Below are 15,822 nucleotides of genomic sequence, written 5' to 3'. Positions count from 1 at the left end.
ACGCACCACGAGCAATCTCTGCAACATGACCGGGACCGCGCCTCCGTGCCGCAGAGGGCGCGAGCTCGCGGTCAGCGCACGTGCTTGACGTACCTGCGGCACGGCGACACGAAACGCTCGCCACCGGCGGTGACCTCGTAGGGCAGGTCGCCGGCGTCGGACCAGCCGCGCTTCTCGTAGAACCGCCGCGCGCGGGCGTTGCCGACCACGACGGCGAGCCACGCCACCTCGTGCCCGCCGGCGGCCACGCGTCGCTCGCCCTCGTCGAGCAGCACGGTGGCGAGCCCGGTGCCGCGAGCGTCCTCGGCGACGAACAGCTGCTCGACCTCGTCGCCGACGACCATCACGAACCCGAGCACGGTGCCGTCGTCCGAGACCGCGACCGCCGTGTCGGCGACGCGGGACGGCGTCCGCTCGTGGAAGGCCTCGAGCGTGCGAGCGGCGGCGAGCCCGGCGGGCACGTGACCGGCGTGGCCGTCGTGCCACCCGGCGTGCCACACGTCGGCGACCGCGGCCATGTCCGCGGGGACGGCGGGGCGGATCGACGTCATGGCCCCAGCCTAGGATCGCCGCCATGAGTGACGACGGGCTCGAGCGGATCTGGACGCCCCACCGCATGGCCTACGTCCGCACCGCGGTCGACGACGAGGGCTGCCCGCTGTGCGCCATCCCGGGGCACCCCGACGGCGAGTCGCTCGTCGTCGCGCGCGGCGAGGTGGCGTACGCCGTGCTCAACCTGCACCCCTACAACCCCGGCCACCTCATGGTGCTGCCCTACCGCCACGTCGCCGACCTCGCCGACCTCACGCCCGAGGAGTCCGGCGAGTTGATGTCGATGACCCAGCAGGCGCTGCGCACGATCCGCGCGGTGAGCCGCCCGGACTCGTTCAACGTCGGGCTCAACCTCGGCCGGGCCGCGGGCGGCTCGCTGGCCGACCACCTCCACCAGCACGTCGTGCCCCGGTGGACCGGCGACGCCAACTTCATCACCGTCGTCGGCGGCACCAAGACGCTGCCCCAGCTCCTCGAGGACACGCGCGCCCTGCTCGCCGACGCCTGGCCCGGCGCCCCTCGGTAGGGTCGCCGGCGTGACCTCCGGACTCGCCGCGGACGCCCACCTCGCCGCCGACGTGGTCCGCGAGGCGGCGCTGCTGGCGGCCCGGATCCGCGTCGAGGGCCTCGACGTCTCGCGCAAGACCAGCGGGTCCGACGTCGTGACGCAGGCCGACACCGCCGCGGAGCGCCTGATCGTGCAGCGGCTCGCGGCCGAGCGGCCCGACGACGCGATCGTGGGGGAGGAGGGCACGTCGCGGCCCGGGACCTCGGGCCGGACCTGGGTCATCGACCCCGTCGACGGCACCTACAACTTCACCCGCGGCAGCGACTGGTGGTGCAGCGCGATCGCGCTCCACGACGAGGACGACGTGCTGCTCGGCGCCGTGCACCACGCCGCGTCGCTGCGCACCTGGGTCGGCGGGCCCGACCTGCCGAGCACCTGCGACGGCGCGCCGCTGGCGCCGCTGCCCGACACGCCCCGTGACGAGCGCTGCGCGGCGACCTATCTCCACCCGCCCTTCTACGGCGGCCGCGTGTGGGAGGCGTTCGCGCGGGCGCTCGGCCAGGTCGGCACCCTGCGGATGCTCGGGTCGGGGACGATGGACGTCATGGCGATCGCGTCGGGGCAGTGGGACGTGCTGTTCCAGCACTCCGTCGCCGACTGGGACCGCCTGCCGGGAGCCGCGATCATCCGCGGCGCCGGCGGCGCGTCCCTCGTCGTGCCGGCGTCGGGCGTGGACTGGACCGTCACCGGCGCGCCCGCCGCGGTGGCGGACGTCCGCGCCGCGCTGCTGGCCCGATAGCCTGCGGACGTGCTCGACAGGTTCAAGCAGTTCTGGCAGGGCGTGGTGCTCGCCCCCTTCGTCAACCTCTTCATCCGTCTGGGCATCAGCCCCGACGCGGTGACGCTGGTCGGCACGCTCGGCGTCAGCTTCGGCGCCCTCTACTTCTTCCCCAACGGCATGGTGTGGCAGGGCGTCCTGTTCATCACCGCCTTCGTCTTCAGCGACCTCGTCGACGGCGCGATGGCCCGCAAGGCCGGCCGCACGGACGACTTCGGCGCGTTCCTCGACTCCACGCTCGACCGGGTCGCCGACGGCGCGCTGTTCGGCGGGCTGGCGCTCTTCTTCGCCTGGCACCACGAGAGCCGCCTCTACCTCGTGCTGTGCCTCGTCGTGCTCGTGATGGGCGCGGTGACGTCGTACGCCCGCGCGAAGGCCGACCACCTCGGCTACGACGCCAAGGTCGGGATCGCCGAGCGCCCCGACCGCCTCGTCGGCATGCTGGTGCCGGCGTTCTTCGCCGACCTGTTCGACCTCTGGATCCTGCTCCACGTCAGCCTGTGGGCGCTCGCGATCGCGGCGACCGTCACGGTGGTCCAGCGCATCTGGGTCGTCCGCCGCCAGGCCCTGGCGCGCGCCGGCTCGCAGGCCTAGTCCGGTCCTCCTCCGGTCGCCGCCCGGATGCATCCTTTGGGATGAGTCCGCACTACGATCCAGGCATGGCTGAGCACACCCCCGAGACCCCCATCGAGCGCGGCACCAGCCGCGTCAAGCGCGGCATGGCCGAGATGCTGAAGGGCGGCGTCATCATGGACGTCGTCACCCCCGAGCAGGCGAGGATCGCCGAGGACGCGGGTGCGGTCGCGGTGATGGCGCTCGAGCGCGTCCCGGCCGACATCCGCGCCCAGGGCGGCGTCTCCCGCATGAGCGACCCCGACATGGTCGACGGCATCATCGAGGCCGTCTCGATCCCGGTGATGGCCAAGGCGCGCATCGGCCACTTCGCCGAGGCCCAGGTGCTGCAGTCGCTCGGCGTCGACTACATCGACGAGTCGGAGGTGCTGACCCCGGCTGACTACGCGCACCACATCGACAAGTGGGCCTTCACCGTGCCGTTCGTGTGCGGCGCCACCAACCTCGGCGAGGCGCTGCGCCGGATCACCGAGGGCGCTGCGATGATCCGCTCCAAGGGCGAGGCGGGCACCGGGGACGTGTCGAACGCGGTCACCCACATGCGCACCATCCGCGCCGAGCTCAACCGGCTGCACGGCATGGCCGACGACGAGCTCTACGTCGCGTCGAAGGAGCTCCAGGCGCCCTACGAGCTGGTCAAGGAGGTCGCCGCGGCCGGCAAGCTGCCGGTCGTGCTCTTCACCGCCGGCGGCATCGCCACCCCGGCCGACGCCGCGATGATGATGCAGCTCGGCGCCGAGGGCGTATTCGTCGGCTCGGGCATCTTCAAGTCCGGCAACCCCGCCCAGCGCGCCGAGGCCATCGTCAAGGCGACGACGTTCTTCGACGACCCCGACGTGGTCGCCAAGGTCTCCCGCGGCCTCGGCGAGGCGATGGTCGGCATCAACGTCGACGACATCCCCCAGCCGCACCGCCTCGCCGAGCGCGGCTGGTGACGCACCCCGCGCGTCCGTGACCCCCACTATCGGCGTGCTGGCGCTGCAGGGCGACGTGCGCGAGCACCTCGTCGCGCTGCGCTCGCTGGGTGCCGACGCGATCACCGTACGCCGTCCCGCCGAGCTCGCCGCCTGCGACGGGCTCGTCGTCCCGGGCGGGGAGTCCACCACGATGGGCAGGCTCGCCACGATCTTCGGTCTGCTCGGGCCGCTGCGCGAGGCCGTGCGTGGCGGGCTGCCCGCGTTCGGCACGTGCGCCGGGATGATCATGCTCGCCGACCGGATCGAGGACGGCGCGGCGGGGCAGGAGACGATCGGCGGCCTGCACGTCACCGTGCGCCGCAACGCCTTCGGGCGCCAGGTGGACTCCTTCGAGGAGGACCTGCACGTCGCCGGGCTCGCGGAGCCGGTCCGCGCGGTGTTCATCCGCGCCCCCTGGGTCGAGGCGGTCGAGGACGACGTCGAGGTGCTGGCCCGGGTGGAGGACGGACCCGCCGCGGGTAGGATCGTCGCGGTCCGTCAAGGCCCCCTGATGGCGACCTCGTTCCATCCCGAGGTCGGCAGCGACGACCGGGTCCACGGCATGTTCGTGGACCTGGTGCGCTCGGCCCGGTGACGCACCACACGAACCGCGACAGATTGAGGGATCCATGTCAGGCCACTCCAAGTGGGCAACGACCAAGCACAAGAAGGCCGCGATCGACGCCAAGCGCGGCAAGCTCTTCGCCAAGCTGATCAAGAACATCGAGGTCGCGGCGAAGCAGGGCGGCGGCGACCCCGCCGGCAACCCGACCCTCTACGACGCCATCCAGAAGGCCAAGAAGAGCTCGGTCCCCAACAAGAACATCGACTCGGCCGTCAAGCGCGGCTCCGGCGCCGAGTCCGGCGGCGTCGACTACCAGGGCATCTCCTACGAGGTCTACGGCCCGCAGGGCGTCGCCTTCCTCGTCGAGTGCCTCACCGACAACAAGAACCGTGCCGCCATGGAGGTCCGCACCGCCGTGACCCGCAACGGCGGCACGATGGCCGACCCCGGCTCGGTCTCGCGGCTGTTCAACCGCAAGGGCGTCGTGGTCGTGCCCAAGTCCCAGGAGGGCCGCGAGGTCACCGAGGACGACGTCCTGGAGGCGACGCTCGACGCGGGCGCCGAGGAGGTCAACGACCTCGACGACGCGTTCCAGGTGCAGAGCGAGGCCACCGACGTCGTGGCCGTCCGCACCGCCCTGCAGGAGGCCGGCATCGACTACGACTCCGCCGACGTGGAGTTCGTGGCGAGCCTGGAGATCCCCGTCGACGCCGAGGGCGCCGGCAAGGTTTTGCGCCTCGTCGACGCCCTCGAGGACCTCGACGACGTGCAGGACGTCTTCACCAACGTCGACATCCCCGCCGACGTGATGGCCGAGCTCGAGGGCGCCGACGCCTGACCCGCCGCGTGTCGTACGCCGTCCCGCGTGCCCTGCGGGTTAGCGTGGGCGGGCGAACATGTGTTCGGACGGGCCGGGCGGCGGAAGGGGTGGCGGCATGCGGGTGCTCGGCATCGACCCCGGTCTGACCCGCTGCGGTGTCGGCGTCGTCGACGGCAGCGTCGGCCGCCCGCTGTCCATGGTGGACGTCGGCGTGGTCCGCACCAGCTCCACCCTGCCGATCGCCGAGCGGCTGGTCAGCATCGAGCGCGGGCTCGACGCCTGGATCGAGGAGCACCGCCCCGACGCCGTCGCGGTCGAGCGCGTGTTCGCCCGCTCCGACTCCAGCACGATCATGGGCACCGCGCAGGCCAGCGGCATCGCCCTGGTGGTCGCCGCCCGCCGCGGCCTGCCCATCGCCATGCACACCCCGAGCGAGGTCAAGGCCGCCGTGTCCGGCAACGGCCGCGCCGACAAGGCGCAGGTGGGCGCGATGGTCGTGCGCATCCTGCGCCTCGCCGAGCCGCCCCGGCCCGCCGACGCCGCCGACGCGCTGGCGCTCGCCATCACCCACGTGTGGCGCGGCTCCGCGACGTCGCGCATCGACGCCGCGGTCGCCCGGGCCCGCGCCCAGCACCCGAACCCTGTGAGGACCCGATGATCGCCTTCGTGCGCGGCGAGGTCGCCGCCGTGACCCTGTCGAGCGCCGTGCTGGAGGTCGGCGGCGTCGGGCTGGAGCTCATGTGCACGCCCGGCACGCTCGCGACCCTCCGGGTGGGCGCGGCCGCCACGCTGCCGACGAGCATGGTCGTGCGCGAGGACAGCCTGACGATCTTCGGCTTCCGCGACGAGGACGAGAAGCAGGTGTTCGAGATCGTCCAGACCGCCTCCGGCGTGGGTCCCAAGGTCGCCCAGGCCATCGTCGCGGTGATGAGCCCCGACGAGGTCCGCCGCGCGATCACCACCGAGGACGTCAAGGCGCTCACGCGGGTGCCGGGGATCGGCCAGAAGGGCGCCCAGCGGATCATCCTGGAGCTCAAGGACCGCATCGGCCCGCCGGTCGGCGTCCACCACCCCGCCGCCGCGGCGCCCGCTTCCGCACCGTGGCGCGACCAGGTGCAGCAGGGCCTCATCGGGCTCGGCTGGTCGGCCAAGGAGGCCGACAGGGCGGTCGAGGCCGTCGCACCCGGTGCGGGCGACTCGCCCGACGTCGGCGCGCTGCTGCGCGCCGCGCTGCGGACGCTGAGCAAGGCGTGAGCCGGGGCGGGACTCCGATGAACTGGGACGACGACGCCGACGTGGACGAGGTCGAGCTCACGGCCGCGGAGCTCAGCCACCTCCAGCGGCTCACCGACGCCGACGCCGACGGCGACGAGCGCGCCGTCGAGGCCGCGCTGCGACCGAAGACGCTCGACGAGGTGGTCGGGCAGGCGCGGGTGCGCGACCAGCTCGGCCTGGTCCTCGAGGCGGCGCGCCGCCGCGGCCGCGCCCCCGACCACGTCCTGCTGTCCGGGCCGCCCGGGCTCGGCAAGACCACGCTCGCGATGATCATCGCCGCCGAGATGGGCACGCCGCTGCGGCTCACCAGCGGACCGGCCATCACCCACGCCGGCGACCTGGCCGCGATCCTGTCGGGGCTCAACGAGGGAGACGTCCTCTTCGTCGACGAGATCCACCGGATGTCACGGCCGGCGGAGGAGATGCTCTACATGGCGATGGAGGACTTCCGCGTCGACGTGGTGATCGGCAAGGGCCCCGGCGCCACCGCGATCCCGCTCGACATCCCGCCCTTCACCCTCGTCGGCGCGACCACCCGGGCCGGGCTCCTGCCGGGTCCGCTGCGCGACCGGTTCGGCTTCACCGCCCACCTGGAGTTCTACGAGCCCGACGAGCTCGACCGGATCGTGCACCGCTCCGCCGGGCTGCTCGGCGTGCACCTCACGGCCGAGGGCTCGAGTGAGATCGCCTCGCGCTCGCGCGGCACGCCGCGGATCGCCAACCGGCTGCTGCGCCGGGTCCGCGACTACGCCCAGGTGCGTGCCGACGGCGTGCTCACCCTCGCTGTCGCCCAGGCCGCGCTCGAGCTGTTCGAGGTCGACGAGTCCGGCCTCGACCGCCTCGACCGGGCGGTGCTCGACGTGCTCTGCCGCCGCTTCGGCGGTGGACCGGTCGGCGTCTCGACCCTCGCCGTCGCGGTCGGCGAGGAGCGCGAGACCGTCGAGGAGGTCGCGGAGCCGTTCCTGGTCCGCACCGGCCTGCTGGCCCGCACGCCCCGCGGCCGTGTCGCGACCCCGGCCGCCTGGCACCACCTGGGGCTCACCCCGCCGCCGGTCCCGAGCGTGGACTCCACGCTCTTCGACGACGTCTGAGCACCCGTAGACTCCTCGGGCCGACACCCACCGATCACCCACGATCTCCCGAGGAGACCCCCACCGTGAACGACCTCGCCGCCCTCCTTCCCCTGGTCGCCATCCTGGCCCTCTTCTGGTTCATGGTGGTCCGCCCGCAGCAGCGCCGGCAGCGGCAGGTCGTGGCCCTGCAGGAGAGCATCCAGGTGGGTCAGCGCGTGATGATGTCGTCGGGCGTCTTCGGCACCGTCGTCTCGCTCACCGACGAGCGCGCCCGCCTCGAGGTGGCGCCGGGGACACAGATCGAGATCGCCCGTGCGGCCATCGCCAAGGTCGACGAGCCGGTCTCGCAGCAGCCGGGCGAGCCCGGCGATGCCTGACCGGCGTACGGCCCAGGAGGCGCTCGCCCGACTCACCGTCGACGTCCCCGACTGGCCCGAGCCGGGCGTGACGTTCAAGGACATCACGCCCGTCCTGGCCGACCACCACGCCTTCTCGGCGGTCATCACCGCTCTGGCGGCCGCCGGCCGCGACGAGCGCGGCGATGTCGTCGTCGACAAGGTCGTCGGCATGGAGGCCCGCGGCTTCATCCTCGCCGCGCCGGTGGCGCTGGCGCTGGGCGTCGGGTTCGTCCCCGTGCGCAAGGCCGGCAAGCTCCCGCGGGAGGCGCACGCGGTGTCGTACGCCCTGGAGTACGGCGAGGCGACGCTGGAGGTGCACCGCGACGGCATCGCGCCCGGGGAGCGGGTGCTGATGGTCGACGACGTGCTCGCCACCGGCGGCACCGTCGTGGCGACGCGGCAGCTCATCGAGGCCTGCGGCGGTGTGGCCACCGGCGCGTCGGTCCTGCTGGAGCTGTCGTTCCTCCAGCCGCGGTCGGTGATCGGCGACCTGCCCGTCTCCACGCTGCTCACCATCTGAGCCGCCTCGCCGCGATCGCCCCCGGTCGGCGCACCAGCCTGCCCGCACCCTCACTAGACTGGGGCAATGGCAGAGGAGCAGGCACCCGCGCAGGAGGGGAAGGCTCCCCTCACCGCGCGCGGCATGCGGGCACGACTGGCCCGCGTGGGCACCCGCCCGCCCTCGTCGAACCCGGTCCTGGAGCCGCTCTTCCGGGCCGTCCGCGCCAACCACCCGAAGGCCGACCTCGCCCTGCTCGAGCGGGCCTACGCCGTCGCGGACAAGTGGCACACCGGCCAGATGCGCAAGAGCGGCGACCCCTACATCACCCACCCGCTCGCGGTCACCACGATCCTCGCCGACATCGGCATGACCGAGCCGACGCTCGTCGCCGCTCTCCTGCACGACACCGTCGAGGACACGCCGTACACCCTCGACGAGCTGCGCGCCGACTTCGGTGACGAGGTGGCGCTGCTGGTCGACGGCGTCACCAAGCTCGACAAGGTGCAGTACGGCGACTCGGCGCAGGCCGAGACGATCCGCAAGATGATCGTGGCGATGTCGCGCGACATCCGCGTCCTGGTGATCAAGCTCGCCGACCGGCTCCACAACATGCGCACCCTGCGCTACGTCCCGGCCGCCTCGCAGGAGCGGTCCTCGCGCGAGACGCTCGACATCTACGCCCCCCTGGCCCACCGGCTCGGCATGAACACGCTCAAGTGGGAGCTGGAGGACCTCGCCTTCGCCACGCTCCACCCCAAGATCTACGACGAGATCGTCCGGATGGTCGCCGAGCGCGCCCCCTCGCGCGACCAGTTCCTCGCCGAGGTCGTCGCCGAGGTCGAGCAGGACCTCAAGTCCGCCCGCATCAACGCCAAGGTGACCGGTCGGCCGAAGCACTACTACTCGATCTACCAGAAGATGATCGTCGGCGGCCGCGACTTCTCCGACATCTACGACCTCGTCGGCATCCGCATCCTCGTCGACGAGGACCGCGACTGCTACAGCGCGCTCGGCGTGATCCACTCCCGCTGGAACCCGGTGCTCGGGCGGTTCAAGGACTACGTCGCGATGCCGAAGTTCAACATGTACCAGTCGCTGCACACCACGGTCATCGGCCCGCAGGGCAAGCCGGTCGAGGTGCAGATCCGCACCTTCGCCCAGCACCGCCGGGCCGAGTACGGCGTGGCGGCGCACTGGAAGTACAAGGAGAACTCCAAGGCCGGCGTCGACACCGACCGGCTCGGCGACAAGGACGACCTCACCTGGCTGCGCCAGCTGCTCGACTGGCAGAGCGAGGTCGAGGACCCGGGGGAGTTCTTGGAGTCGCTGCGGTTCGAGATGAACCAGCAGCAGGTCTACGTGTTCACCCCGCGCGGCGACGTCATCCCGCTCCCGATGGGGTCCACGCCGGTCGACTTCGCGTACGCCGTGCACACCGAGGTCGGCCACCACACCATCGGCTCGCGGGTCAACGGGCGGCTCGTGCCGCTGGAGTCGACGCTCGACAACGGCGACGTCGTGGAGGTGTTCACGTCGAAGTCGCCGACGTCGGGCCCCTCGCGCGACTGGCTCAACTTCGTGCAGTCGCCGCGCGCGCGCTCCAAGATCCGGCAGTGGTTCACCAAGGAGCGCCGCGAGGAGGCGATCGAGCGCGGCAAGGACCAGATCGCCAAGCTCATGCGCAAGGAGGGCCTGCCCCTCAACCGCCTGATGACGCACGACATCCTCGCGCTGGTCGCGGAGCACTTCCACCACGCCGACGTGTCCGCGCTCTACGCCGCGGTGGGGGAGGGCAACCTCAGCGCCCAGGCGGTGGTGCGCCGGGTCATCGACCTCCACGGCGGCGACGAGGGGGCCCAGGAGGACCTCGCGGAGGGCGTCACCATCACGGGTCGCTCCCGCACCAGCGCGAAGCGCGGCCCCACCGACTCCGGTGTCATCGTCAAGGGCGTCGACGACCTGTGGGTCAAGCTCGCCAAGTGCTGCACGCCGGTGCCGCCCGACCCGATCCTCGGCTTCGTGACCAAGGGCGGGGGAGTGTCGGTCCACCGGAAGGACTGCACGAACGCCAGCAGCCTGCTCGGCCAGCCCGAGCGCGTCCTCGAGGTCGAGTGGGCCCCGACGTCGCAGTCCACCTTCCTGGTCAACATCCAGGTCGAGGCGCTCGACCGGGCCCGCCTGCTCTCCGACATCACGATGGCGCTCTCCGACGCCCACGTGAACATCCTCAGCGCTACCCTCTCCACCACGCGCGACCGCGTGGCGAAGAGCCGGTTCTCCTTCGAGATGGCCGACGCCGCCCACCTCGACGGCGTGCTGCGCGCCGTGCGGGCGGTCCCCGGGGTGTTCGACGCCTACCGCGTCACCGCGTGACCCGCGCGCCCCTCAGCCGAAGTCGGCGGCGGCCCTGCGGGCCATGTCGAGGAAGGCCTGCTTGTTGGCGAGCTCGGACTCGAGGTCCTTCACCTTGCGCTCGTCGCCCGCGGCGGTGGCCTTGTCGAGCCGCGCCTGCGTCTCGGCGATGCCGGCCTCGAGCTTGCTGATCATGTCGTCGGCACGCGCCGACTTCTCCGGGTCGCTGCGGCTCCACTGCTCGTCCTCGACCGCGCGGATGGCCTGCTCGACCTTGCGCATGCGGCCCTCGAGCTCCTTCATCCGCTCACGCGGCACCTTGCCGGCGGCGTCCCAGCGGTCGGCCAGGTCGCGGAAGGCCTTCTTGGTCGCCTCGAGGTCGCCCGAGCCGGACTGCAGGGACGGCACCAGCGCCTCGGCCTCGACCAGGATCGCCTCCTTGACCTCGGCGTTGGCGGCGAACTCCTGGTCGAGCGCGGCGTTGGCGGCGTCGCGGGCGCCGAAGAACGTGTCCTGCGCGCTGCGGAACCGCTGCCAGAGCCGGTCGTCGACGTCGCGCGGCGCCGGCCCGGCGGCCTTCCACTCGCGCATCAGGTCGCGGTACCTGCCCGCCGTCGGTCCCCACTCGGTCGAGGTGGACAGCGCCTCGGCCTCCTTGACCAGGCGCTCCTTCACCACGCGGGCGGCGTCGCGGCGCTCGTGCTCCTCGGCGAAGTGCGCCTTGCGGTGGCGCGTGTACGTCGTGCGGGCGGTCGAGAAGCGTCGCCACAGGGCGTCGTCGGTCGCGCGGTCGAGCCGCGGCAGCTCCTTCCACGTGGCCAGCAGCTCGCGCAGGCGGTTGGCGCCGTTGCGCCAGTCGGTGCCCTCCGCGAGGCGCTCGGCCTCGGCGACGAGCTTCTCCTTCGCCGCCTTGGACTCCGCGCTGCGCTGCGCGCGCTCCTCCTTGCGCGCCGAGCGCTGCGCCGCGATCAGCGGCGCGAGCGCGTCGAGACGCGCCGCGAGCGAGACCAGGTCACCGACCGCGTGGGCGTCGACCACCTGCTCCCGCAGCGCCTTGGCCGCCGAGGCCGCCTCCTCGGGGGCCAGGCGACCCGAGGCGACACGCTGCTCGAGCAGGCGGACCTTGCCCTCCAGCTCGTCGAAGCGCTTGGTGAAGAACTCCAGTGCCTCGGCCGGTGTGCCGGCCTCGTAGGACCCGACGGAACGCTCCCCGTCGGCGGTGCGGACATAGACGGTGCCGTCCTCGGCCACCCGACCCCAGGCCACCTCACCGGGGGTCGAGTCGTCCCGTGACTGCTTGTCGGCGCTCATGGTCGCCCATCGTAGTCATGGCCCGGAGTGCCCTCGGTAGGCTTCCCACCGACGAACGGGCCGCCACGCGGCCGCCCCGGCCCGCCACCGGCGTGCGACCTGCTCGCCACCCGCTCGACAGCCCCCGACTGCAAGGACTGACGCCTGTGTTCATCGCTGGCTTCCCCGCCGGACCCTGGGGGACCAACTGCTACGTCGTGGCGACGGGTCCGGGGACCGAGTGCGTGGTCGTCGACCCGGGCAAGGACGCGGCCGCGGGGGTGGCCGAGGTGGTGCGCGAGCACCGGCTGAAGCCGGTCAGCGTGCTCGTCACCCACGGACACGTCGACCACATGTGGTGCGTGGCCCCGGTCGCCGGCACCTACGACGCCACGGCCTGGATCCACCCCGACGACCGCCACCTGCTGACCGACCCGATGGCCGGGATGAGCCCGGAGACCACGCGGATGCTCCTCGGGGGTGACCACACCTGGGCGGAGCCCGACGACGTACGTGAGCTGTCGGACCTCACCGAGCTCGAGCTGGCGGGCCTGCGGTTCGTCGTCGACCACACGCCCGGGCACACCGAGGGGTCGGTGACCTTCCGCACGCCGTACGCGCAGCAGGACGTCTCCGAGGTGATGTTCTCCGGCGACCTGCTCTTCGCCGGCTCCATCGGCCGCACGGACCTGCCCGGCGGCGACCACGCGACGATGCTGCGCAGCCTCGCCGCCAAGGTGCTGCCCCTCGCCGACGACGTCGTGGTGCTGCCCGGGCACGGCGAGCAGACCTCGATCGGGCGCGAGCGCGCCACCAATCCCTTCCTCCGAGACCTGGGCCAGGACGTGTGATGAGCAAGATCAGCCCGCTGAGCGGGTTCCCCGAGCTGCTGCCCGCGCAGCGCACCGTCGAGCGCGAGGTCGTCGCGTCGCTGTCGCGCACCTTCGAGCTCCACGGCTTCGCCAACATCGAGACGCGTGTCGTCGAGCCGATCGACCGGCTCGCGAAGGGCGGCGAGATCGACAAGGAGATCTACGTCCTGCAGCGCATCGCCGCCGAGCCGGACTCGAAGGCCGAGCTCGGCCTGCACTTCGACCTCACCGTGCCGTTCGCCCGCTACGTCCTCGAGCACGCAGGTCACCTGGAGTTCCCGTTCCGCCGCTACCAGGTGCAGCCGGTCTGGCGGGGGGAGCGGCCGCAGGAGGGCCGCTACCGCCAGTTCACGCAGGCCGACGTCGACGTCGTGGGTCGCGACGAGCTGCCGTTCCACCACGACGTCGAGGTCATGTCGGTGATGGTGGACGCGCTCGGCCGCCTGCCGCTGCCGCGCCTGTCCTTCCAGTTCAACAACCGCAAGCTGATCCAGGGCTTCTACCGCGGTCTCGGCATCGACGACGTCACCGACGCGATCCGGGTGATCGACAAGCTCGACAAGCTGCCCGCCGAGGAGGTGGCCGCCCTGCTGGTCGAGCGGGTCGGCACCACGGCGGAGCAGGCGCAGCGCTGCCTGGAGCTGGCGACCATCCGCGTCGCGGACGGCTCCCTCGTCGAGCGGGTGCGCGCGCTCGGCGTCACCGACGCCCTGCTCGACGAGGGCCTCGAGGAGCTCGCGGCGGTCGTCGACGGCTGCCGGGCCGTGGCCGGCGACCGCGTCGACGTGGAGGCCAACCTGCGCATCGCTCGTGGGCTCGACTACTACACGGGCACGGTCGTGGAGATCTTCATGGCCGGCTACGAGCGGCTGAAGTCCGTCGGCGGGGGAGGGCGCTACGACGCGCTCGCCAGCGACGGCCGCACGACGTACCCGGGCGTGGGCGTCTCCTTCGGCGTCTCCCGCACCCTGGTCCCGCTCATCACCGACGGCGTCCTCTCCGGGAGCCGGCCGGTGCCGAGCGCGGTGCTCGTGGCCGTCAGCTCCGAGGAGGAGCGGGCGGCCAGCACCCGGGTCGCCGCTGCGCTGCGGGCCCGCGACATCGCGTGCGAGGTCGCCCCGTCGCCGGCGCGGTTCGGCAAGCAGATCCGCTTCGCCGAGCGTCGCGGCATCCCCTACGTCTGGTTCGTGCAGCCGGACGGCACCAGCCAGGTGAAGGACATCCGCACGGGGGACCAGGTCGAGGCCGATCCGTCGACCTGGAGCCCGCCCGAGGCCGACCTCCGGCCCACCACCATCAGCACAGCCAGCAGCACAGCCATCAGTGAGACCGAGGAGATCCAGTGATCCGCACCCATGACGCCGGCGCCCTGCGTGCCGAGCACGTCGGCCAGACCGTCACGCTCGCCGGGTGGGTGGCGCGCCGTCGCGACCACGGCGGCGTCGCGTTCCTCGACCTCCGTGAGGCCAGCGGGGTGGTGCAGGTCGTCGTCCGCGACGAGGAGATCGCGCACAGCCTGCGCAGCGAGTACTGCCTGAAGGTGACCGGCGAGGTCGTCGCGCGCAAGGAGGGCAACGAGAACCCCCAGCTCGCCACCGGCGAGATCGAGGTCGTCGCCACCGACCTCGAGGTGCTCTCGACCTCCGACCCGCTGCCGTTCCCCATCGACGACGCGTCCGGCCACAAGGGCGGCGAGGTCGGCGAGGAGGCCCGCCTCAAGCACCGCTACCTCGACCTGCGCCGCTCGGGCCCCAACGCCGCCCTGCGGCTGCGCAGCAGGATCAACAAGTCGGCCCGCGACGTCCTCGACGCGCGCGGCTTCGTCGAGGTCGAGACGCCGACGCTGACCCGCTCCACGCCGGAGGGCGCACGCGACTTCCTGGTGCCGGCCCGGCTGGCACCGGGCAGCTGGTACGCCCTGCCGCAGAGCCCGCAGCTGTTCAAGCAGCTGCTGATGGTCGGCGGCATGGAGCGCTACTACCAGATCGCACGCTGCTACCGCGACGAGGACTTCCGCGCCGACCGCCAGCCGGAGTTCACCCAGCTCGACATCGAGATGAGCTTCGTGGACCAGGAGGACGTCATCACGTTGATGGAGGACGTCCTCGAGGCGATGTGGGCCCAGGCCGGCCACACGATCGAGCGGCCGCTGCCGCGGATGACGTACGCCGAGGCGATGGCGAGGTACGGCTCGGACAAGCCCGACCTGCGGATGGGCCTCGAGCTCGTCGACTGCACCGAGTACTTCGCGGACACCACGTTCCGGGTCTTCCAGGCCGACTACGTCGGCGCGGTGGTCATGCCGGGTGGCGGCAGCCAGCCGCGTCGCCAGTTCGACGCGTGGCAGGACTGGGCCAAGCAGCGTGGCGCGAAGGGCCTGGCGTACGTCACCGTGGCCGAGGACGGCGAGCTCGGCGGCCCGGTCGCGAAGAACCTCAGCGACACCGAGCGCGCGGGCCTCGCGGCCCACGTGGGTGCGAGCCCCGGCGACTGCGTGTTCTTCGCCGCCGGCCCGGTCAAGAGCAGCCGCGCGCTGCTGGGCGCCGCCCGGCTGGAGATCGGCCGCCGCGGGGGCATGCTCGACGACTCGCGGTTCGCCTTCACCTGGGTCGTCGACGCGCCGCTGTTCGAGCCGAGCTCGGAGGCGGTCGCGAGCGGTGACGTCGCGGTGGGCGCGGGCGCCTGGACGGCCGTGCACCACGCCTTCACCAGCCCGAAGGCCGAGTTCCTCGACACCTTCGACACCGACCCGGGCAGCGCGCTGGCCTACGCCTACGACATCGTCTGCAACGGCAACGAGCTCGGCGGTGGGTCGATCCGTATCCACCGCAGCGACATCCAGAAGCGCGTCTTCGCGGTGATGGGGCTCTCGGAGGACGAGGCGCAGGAGAAGTTCGGCTTCCTCCTCGACGCCTTCAAGTTCGGGGCACCGCCGCACGGCGGCATCGCCGTCGGCATGGACCGCATCGTCGCGCTGCTCGCCGGCACGGACTCGATCCGCGACGTGATCGCCTTCCCGAAGTCCGGAGGCGGCTACGACCCGCTCACGGCGGCGCCTGCGCCCATCACGCCGGAGCAGCGCAAGGAAGCCGGCGTGGACGCCGTGCCGGCGGACGTCGCTCCCGATCAGAGGAGCCACGAGGAGTAGCCGCCCCTCGATTCCGCACCCCCGACCCCGCCCCCTCGGC

Annotated in this window: 17 protein-coding genes; 15 read left to right on the top strand and 2 right to left on the bottom strand. The window is 72.4% G+C overall.

The genetic code is table 11. From position 1 onward, the window contains the following. Window positions 1-71 precede the first annotated feature (71 nt). Complete coding sequence (locus tag J3P32_RS01035) at window positions 72-551, bottom strand: GNAT family N-acetyltransferase (RefSeq protein WP_210437898.1); 480 nt, start codon at window positions 549-551, stop codon at window positions 72-74. 23 nt (window positions 552-574) lie between these two features. Between J3P32_RS01035 and J3P32_RS01030 the strand changes: the two genes are divergently transcribed. From J3P32_RS01030 to J3P32_RS00975, 12 genes are all read left to right on the top strand, one after another. After that, complete coding sequence (locus tag J3P32_RS01030) at window positions 575-1,078, top strand: HIT family protein (protein ID WP_210437896.1); 504 nt, start codon at window positions 575-577, stop codon at window positions 1,076-1,078. A gap of 10 nt (window positions 1,079-1,088) precedes the next feature. Further along, window positions 1,089-1,859, top strand: coding sequence for an inositol monophosphatase family protein (locus J3P32_RS01025; protein ID WP_210437894.1), 771 nt, complete (start codon window positions 1,089-1,091; stop codon window positions 1,857-1,859). 9 nt (window positions 1,860-1,868) lie between these two features. Further along, entirely contained in the window at window positions 1,869-2,492 is a 624-nt protein-coding gene (pgsA, locus tag J3P32_RS01020) for a phosphatidylinositol phosphate synthase (RefSeq protein ID WP_210437892.1), read from the top strand. Window positions 2,493-2,557: 65 nt separating this feature from the next. Further along, complete coding sequence (gene pdxS, locus J3P32_RS01015; RefSeq protein ID WP_210437890.1) at window positions 2,558-3,466, top strand: pyridoxal 5'-phosphate synthase lyase subunit PdxS; 909 nt, start codon at window positions 2,558-2,560, stop codon at window positions 3,464-3,466. Window positions 3,467-3,482: 16 nt separating this feature from the next. After that, window positions 3,483-4,082, top strand: coding sequence for a pyridoxal 5'-phosphate synthase glutaminase subunit PdxT (gene pdxT / locus J3P32_RS01010; RefSeq protein WP_307807628.1), 600 nt, complete (start codon window positions 3,483-3,485; stop codon window positions 4,080-4,082). Window positions 4,083-4,116: 34 nt separating this feature from the next. Continuing rightward, window positions 4,117-4,890 carry a YebC/PmpR family DNA-binding transcriptional regulator gene (locus J3P32_RS01005; RefSeq protein WP_210437888.1) on the top strand — a complete coding sequence of 258 codons (774 nt, stop codon included), beginning with the start codon at window positions 4,117-4,119 and terminating at the stop codon, window positions 4,888-4,890. Window positions 4,891-4,987: 97 nt separating this feature from the next. Continuing rightward, window positions 4,988-5,530 (top strand): crossover junction endodeoxyribonuclease RuvC, encoded by a 543-nt coding sequence (gene ruvC / locus J3P32_RS01000; protein ID WP_210437886.1) that lies wholly within the window; start codon window positions 4,988-4,990, stop codon window positions 5,528-5,530. Then, window positions 5,527-6,126 carry a Holliday junction branch migration protein RuvA gene (gene ruvA, locus J3P32_RS00995; protein ID WP_210437884.1) on the top strand — a complete coding sequence of 200 codons (600 nt, stop codon included), beginning with the start codon at window positions 5,527-5,529 and terminating at the stop codon, window positions 6,124-6,126. The genes ruvC and ruvA overlap by 4 nt, the downstream gene beginning before the upstream one ends. 17 nt (window positions 6,127-6,143) lie before the next feature. Further along, window positions 6,144-7,238 (top strand): Holliday junction branch migration DNA helicase RuvB, encoded by a 1,095-nt coding sequence (gene ruvB / locus J3P32_RS00990; RefSeq protein ID WP_210437882.1) that lies wholly within the window; start codon window positions 6,144-6,146, stop codon window positions 7,236-7,238. Window positions 7,239-7,303: 65 nt separating this feature from the next. After that, window positions 7,304-7,597, top strand: coding sequence for a preprotein translocase subunit YajC (gene yajC / locus J3P32_RS00985; protein WP_210437867.1), 294 nt, complete (start codon window positions 7,304-7,306; stop codon window positions 7,595-7,597). Continuing rightward, window positions 7,590-8,138, top strand: coding sequence for an adenine phosphoribosyltransferase (locus J3P32_RS00980; RefSeq protein ID WP_210437865.1), 549 nt, complete (start codon window positions 7,590-7,592; stop codon window positions 8,136-8,138). The genes yajC and J3P32_RS00980 overlap by 8 nt, the downstream gene beginning before the upstream one ends. A gap of 66 nt (window positions 8,139-8,204) precedes the next feature. After that, the gene (locus J3P32_RS00975; protein WP_246849846.1) at window positions 8,205-10,493 is read left to right on the top strand and encodes a RelA/SpoT family protein; all 2,289 of its coding nucleotides are present in this window, start codon (window positions 8,205-8,207) and stop codon (window positions 10,491-10,493) included. Between the two features lie 12 nt (window positions 10,494-10,505). Here J3P32_RS00975 and J3P32_RS00970 read toward each other — a convergent pair whose 3' ends face one another. Continuing rightward, window positions 10,506-11,783, bottom strand: a complete 1,278-nt coding sequence (locus J3P32_RS00970; protein WP_210437863.1) for a DUF349 domain-containing protein — start codon at window positions 11,781-11,783, stop codon at window positions 10,506-10,508. Between the two features lie 146 nt (window positions 11,784-11,929). On the opposite strand from J3P32_RS00970, the gene J3P32_RS00965 reads away from it, so the two are divergent. The 3 genes from J3P32_RS00965 to aspS are packed head-to-tail and all read left to right on the top strand — an operon-like array spanning window position 11,930 to window position 15,782. Continuing rightward, on the top strand, window positions 11,930-12,613 hold the full coding sequence (locus J3P32_RS00965; protein ID WP_210437861.1) for an MBL fold metallo-hydrolase: 684 nt from the start codon (window positions 11,930-11,932) through the stop codon (window positions 12,611-12,613). Further along, window positions 12,613-13,980 carry a histidine--tRNA ligase gene (hisS, locus tag J3P32_RS00960; RefSeq protein WP_210437860.1) on the top strand — a complete coding sequence of 456 codons (1,368 nt, stop codon included), beginning with the start codon at window positions 12,613-12,615 and terminating at the stop codon, window positions 13,978-13,980. The genes J3P32_RS00965 and hisS overlap by 1 nt, the downstream gene beginning before the upstream one ends. After that, on the top strand, window positions 13,977-15,782 hold the full coding sequence (aspS, locus tag J3P32_RS00955; protein ID WP_210437858.1) for an aspartate--tRNA ligase: 1,806 nt from the start codon (window positions 13,977-13,979) through the stop codon (window positions 15,780-15,782). Before hisS ends, aspS begins: the two co-directional genes overlap by 4 nt. Window positions 15,783-15,822: the final 40 nt, after the last annotated feature.

The organism is Nocardioides xinjiangensis (genome assembly GCF_017916385.1).
In the GTDB taxonomy this organism is placed as follows: domain Bacteria; phylum Actinomycetota; class Actinomycetes; order Propionibacteriales; family Nocardioidaceae; genus Nocardioides; species Nocardioides xinjiangensis.
This window is presented reverse-complemented; position numbering and strand designations above follow the sequence as displayed.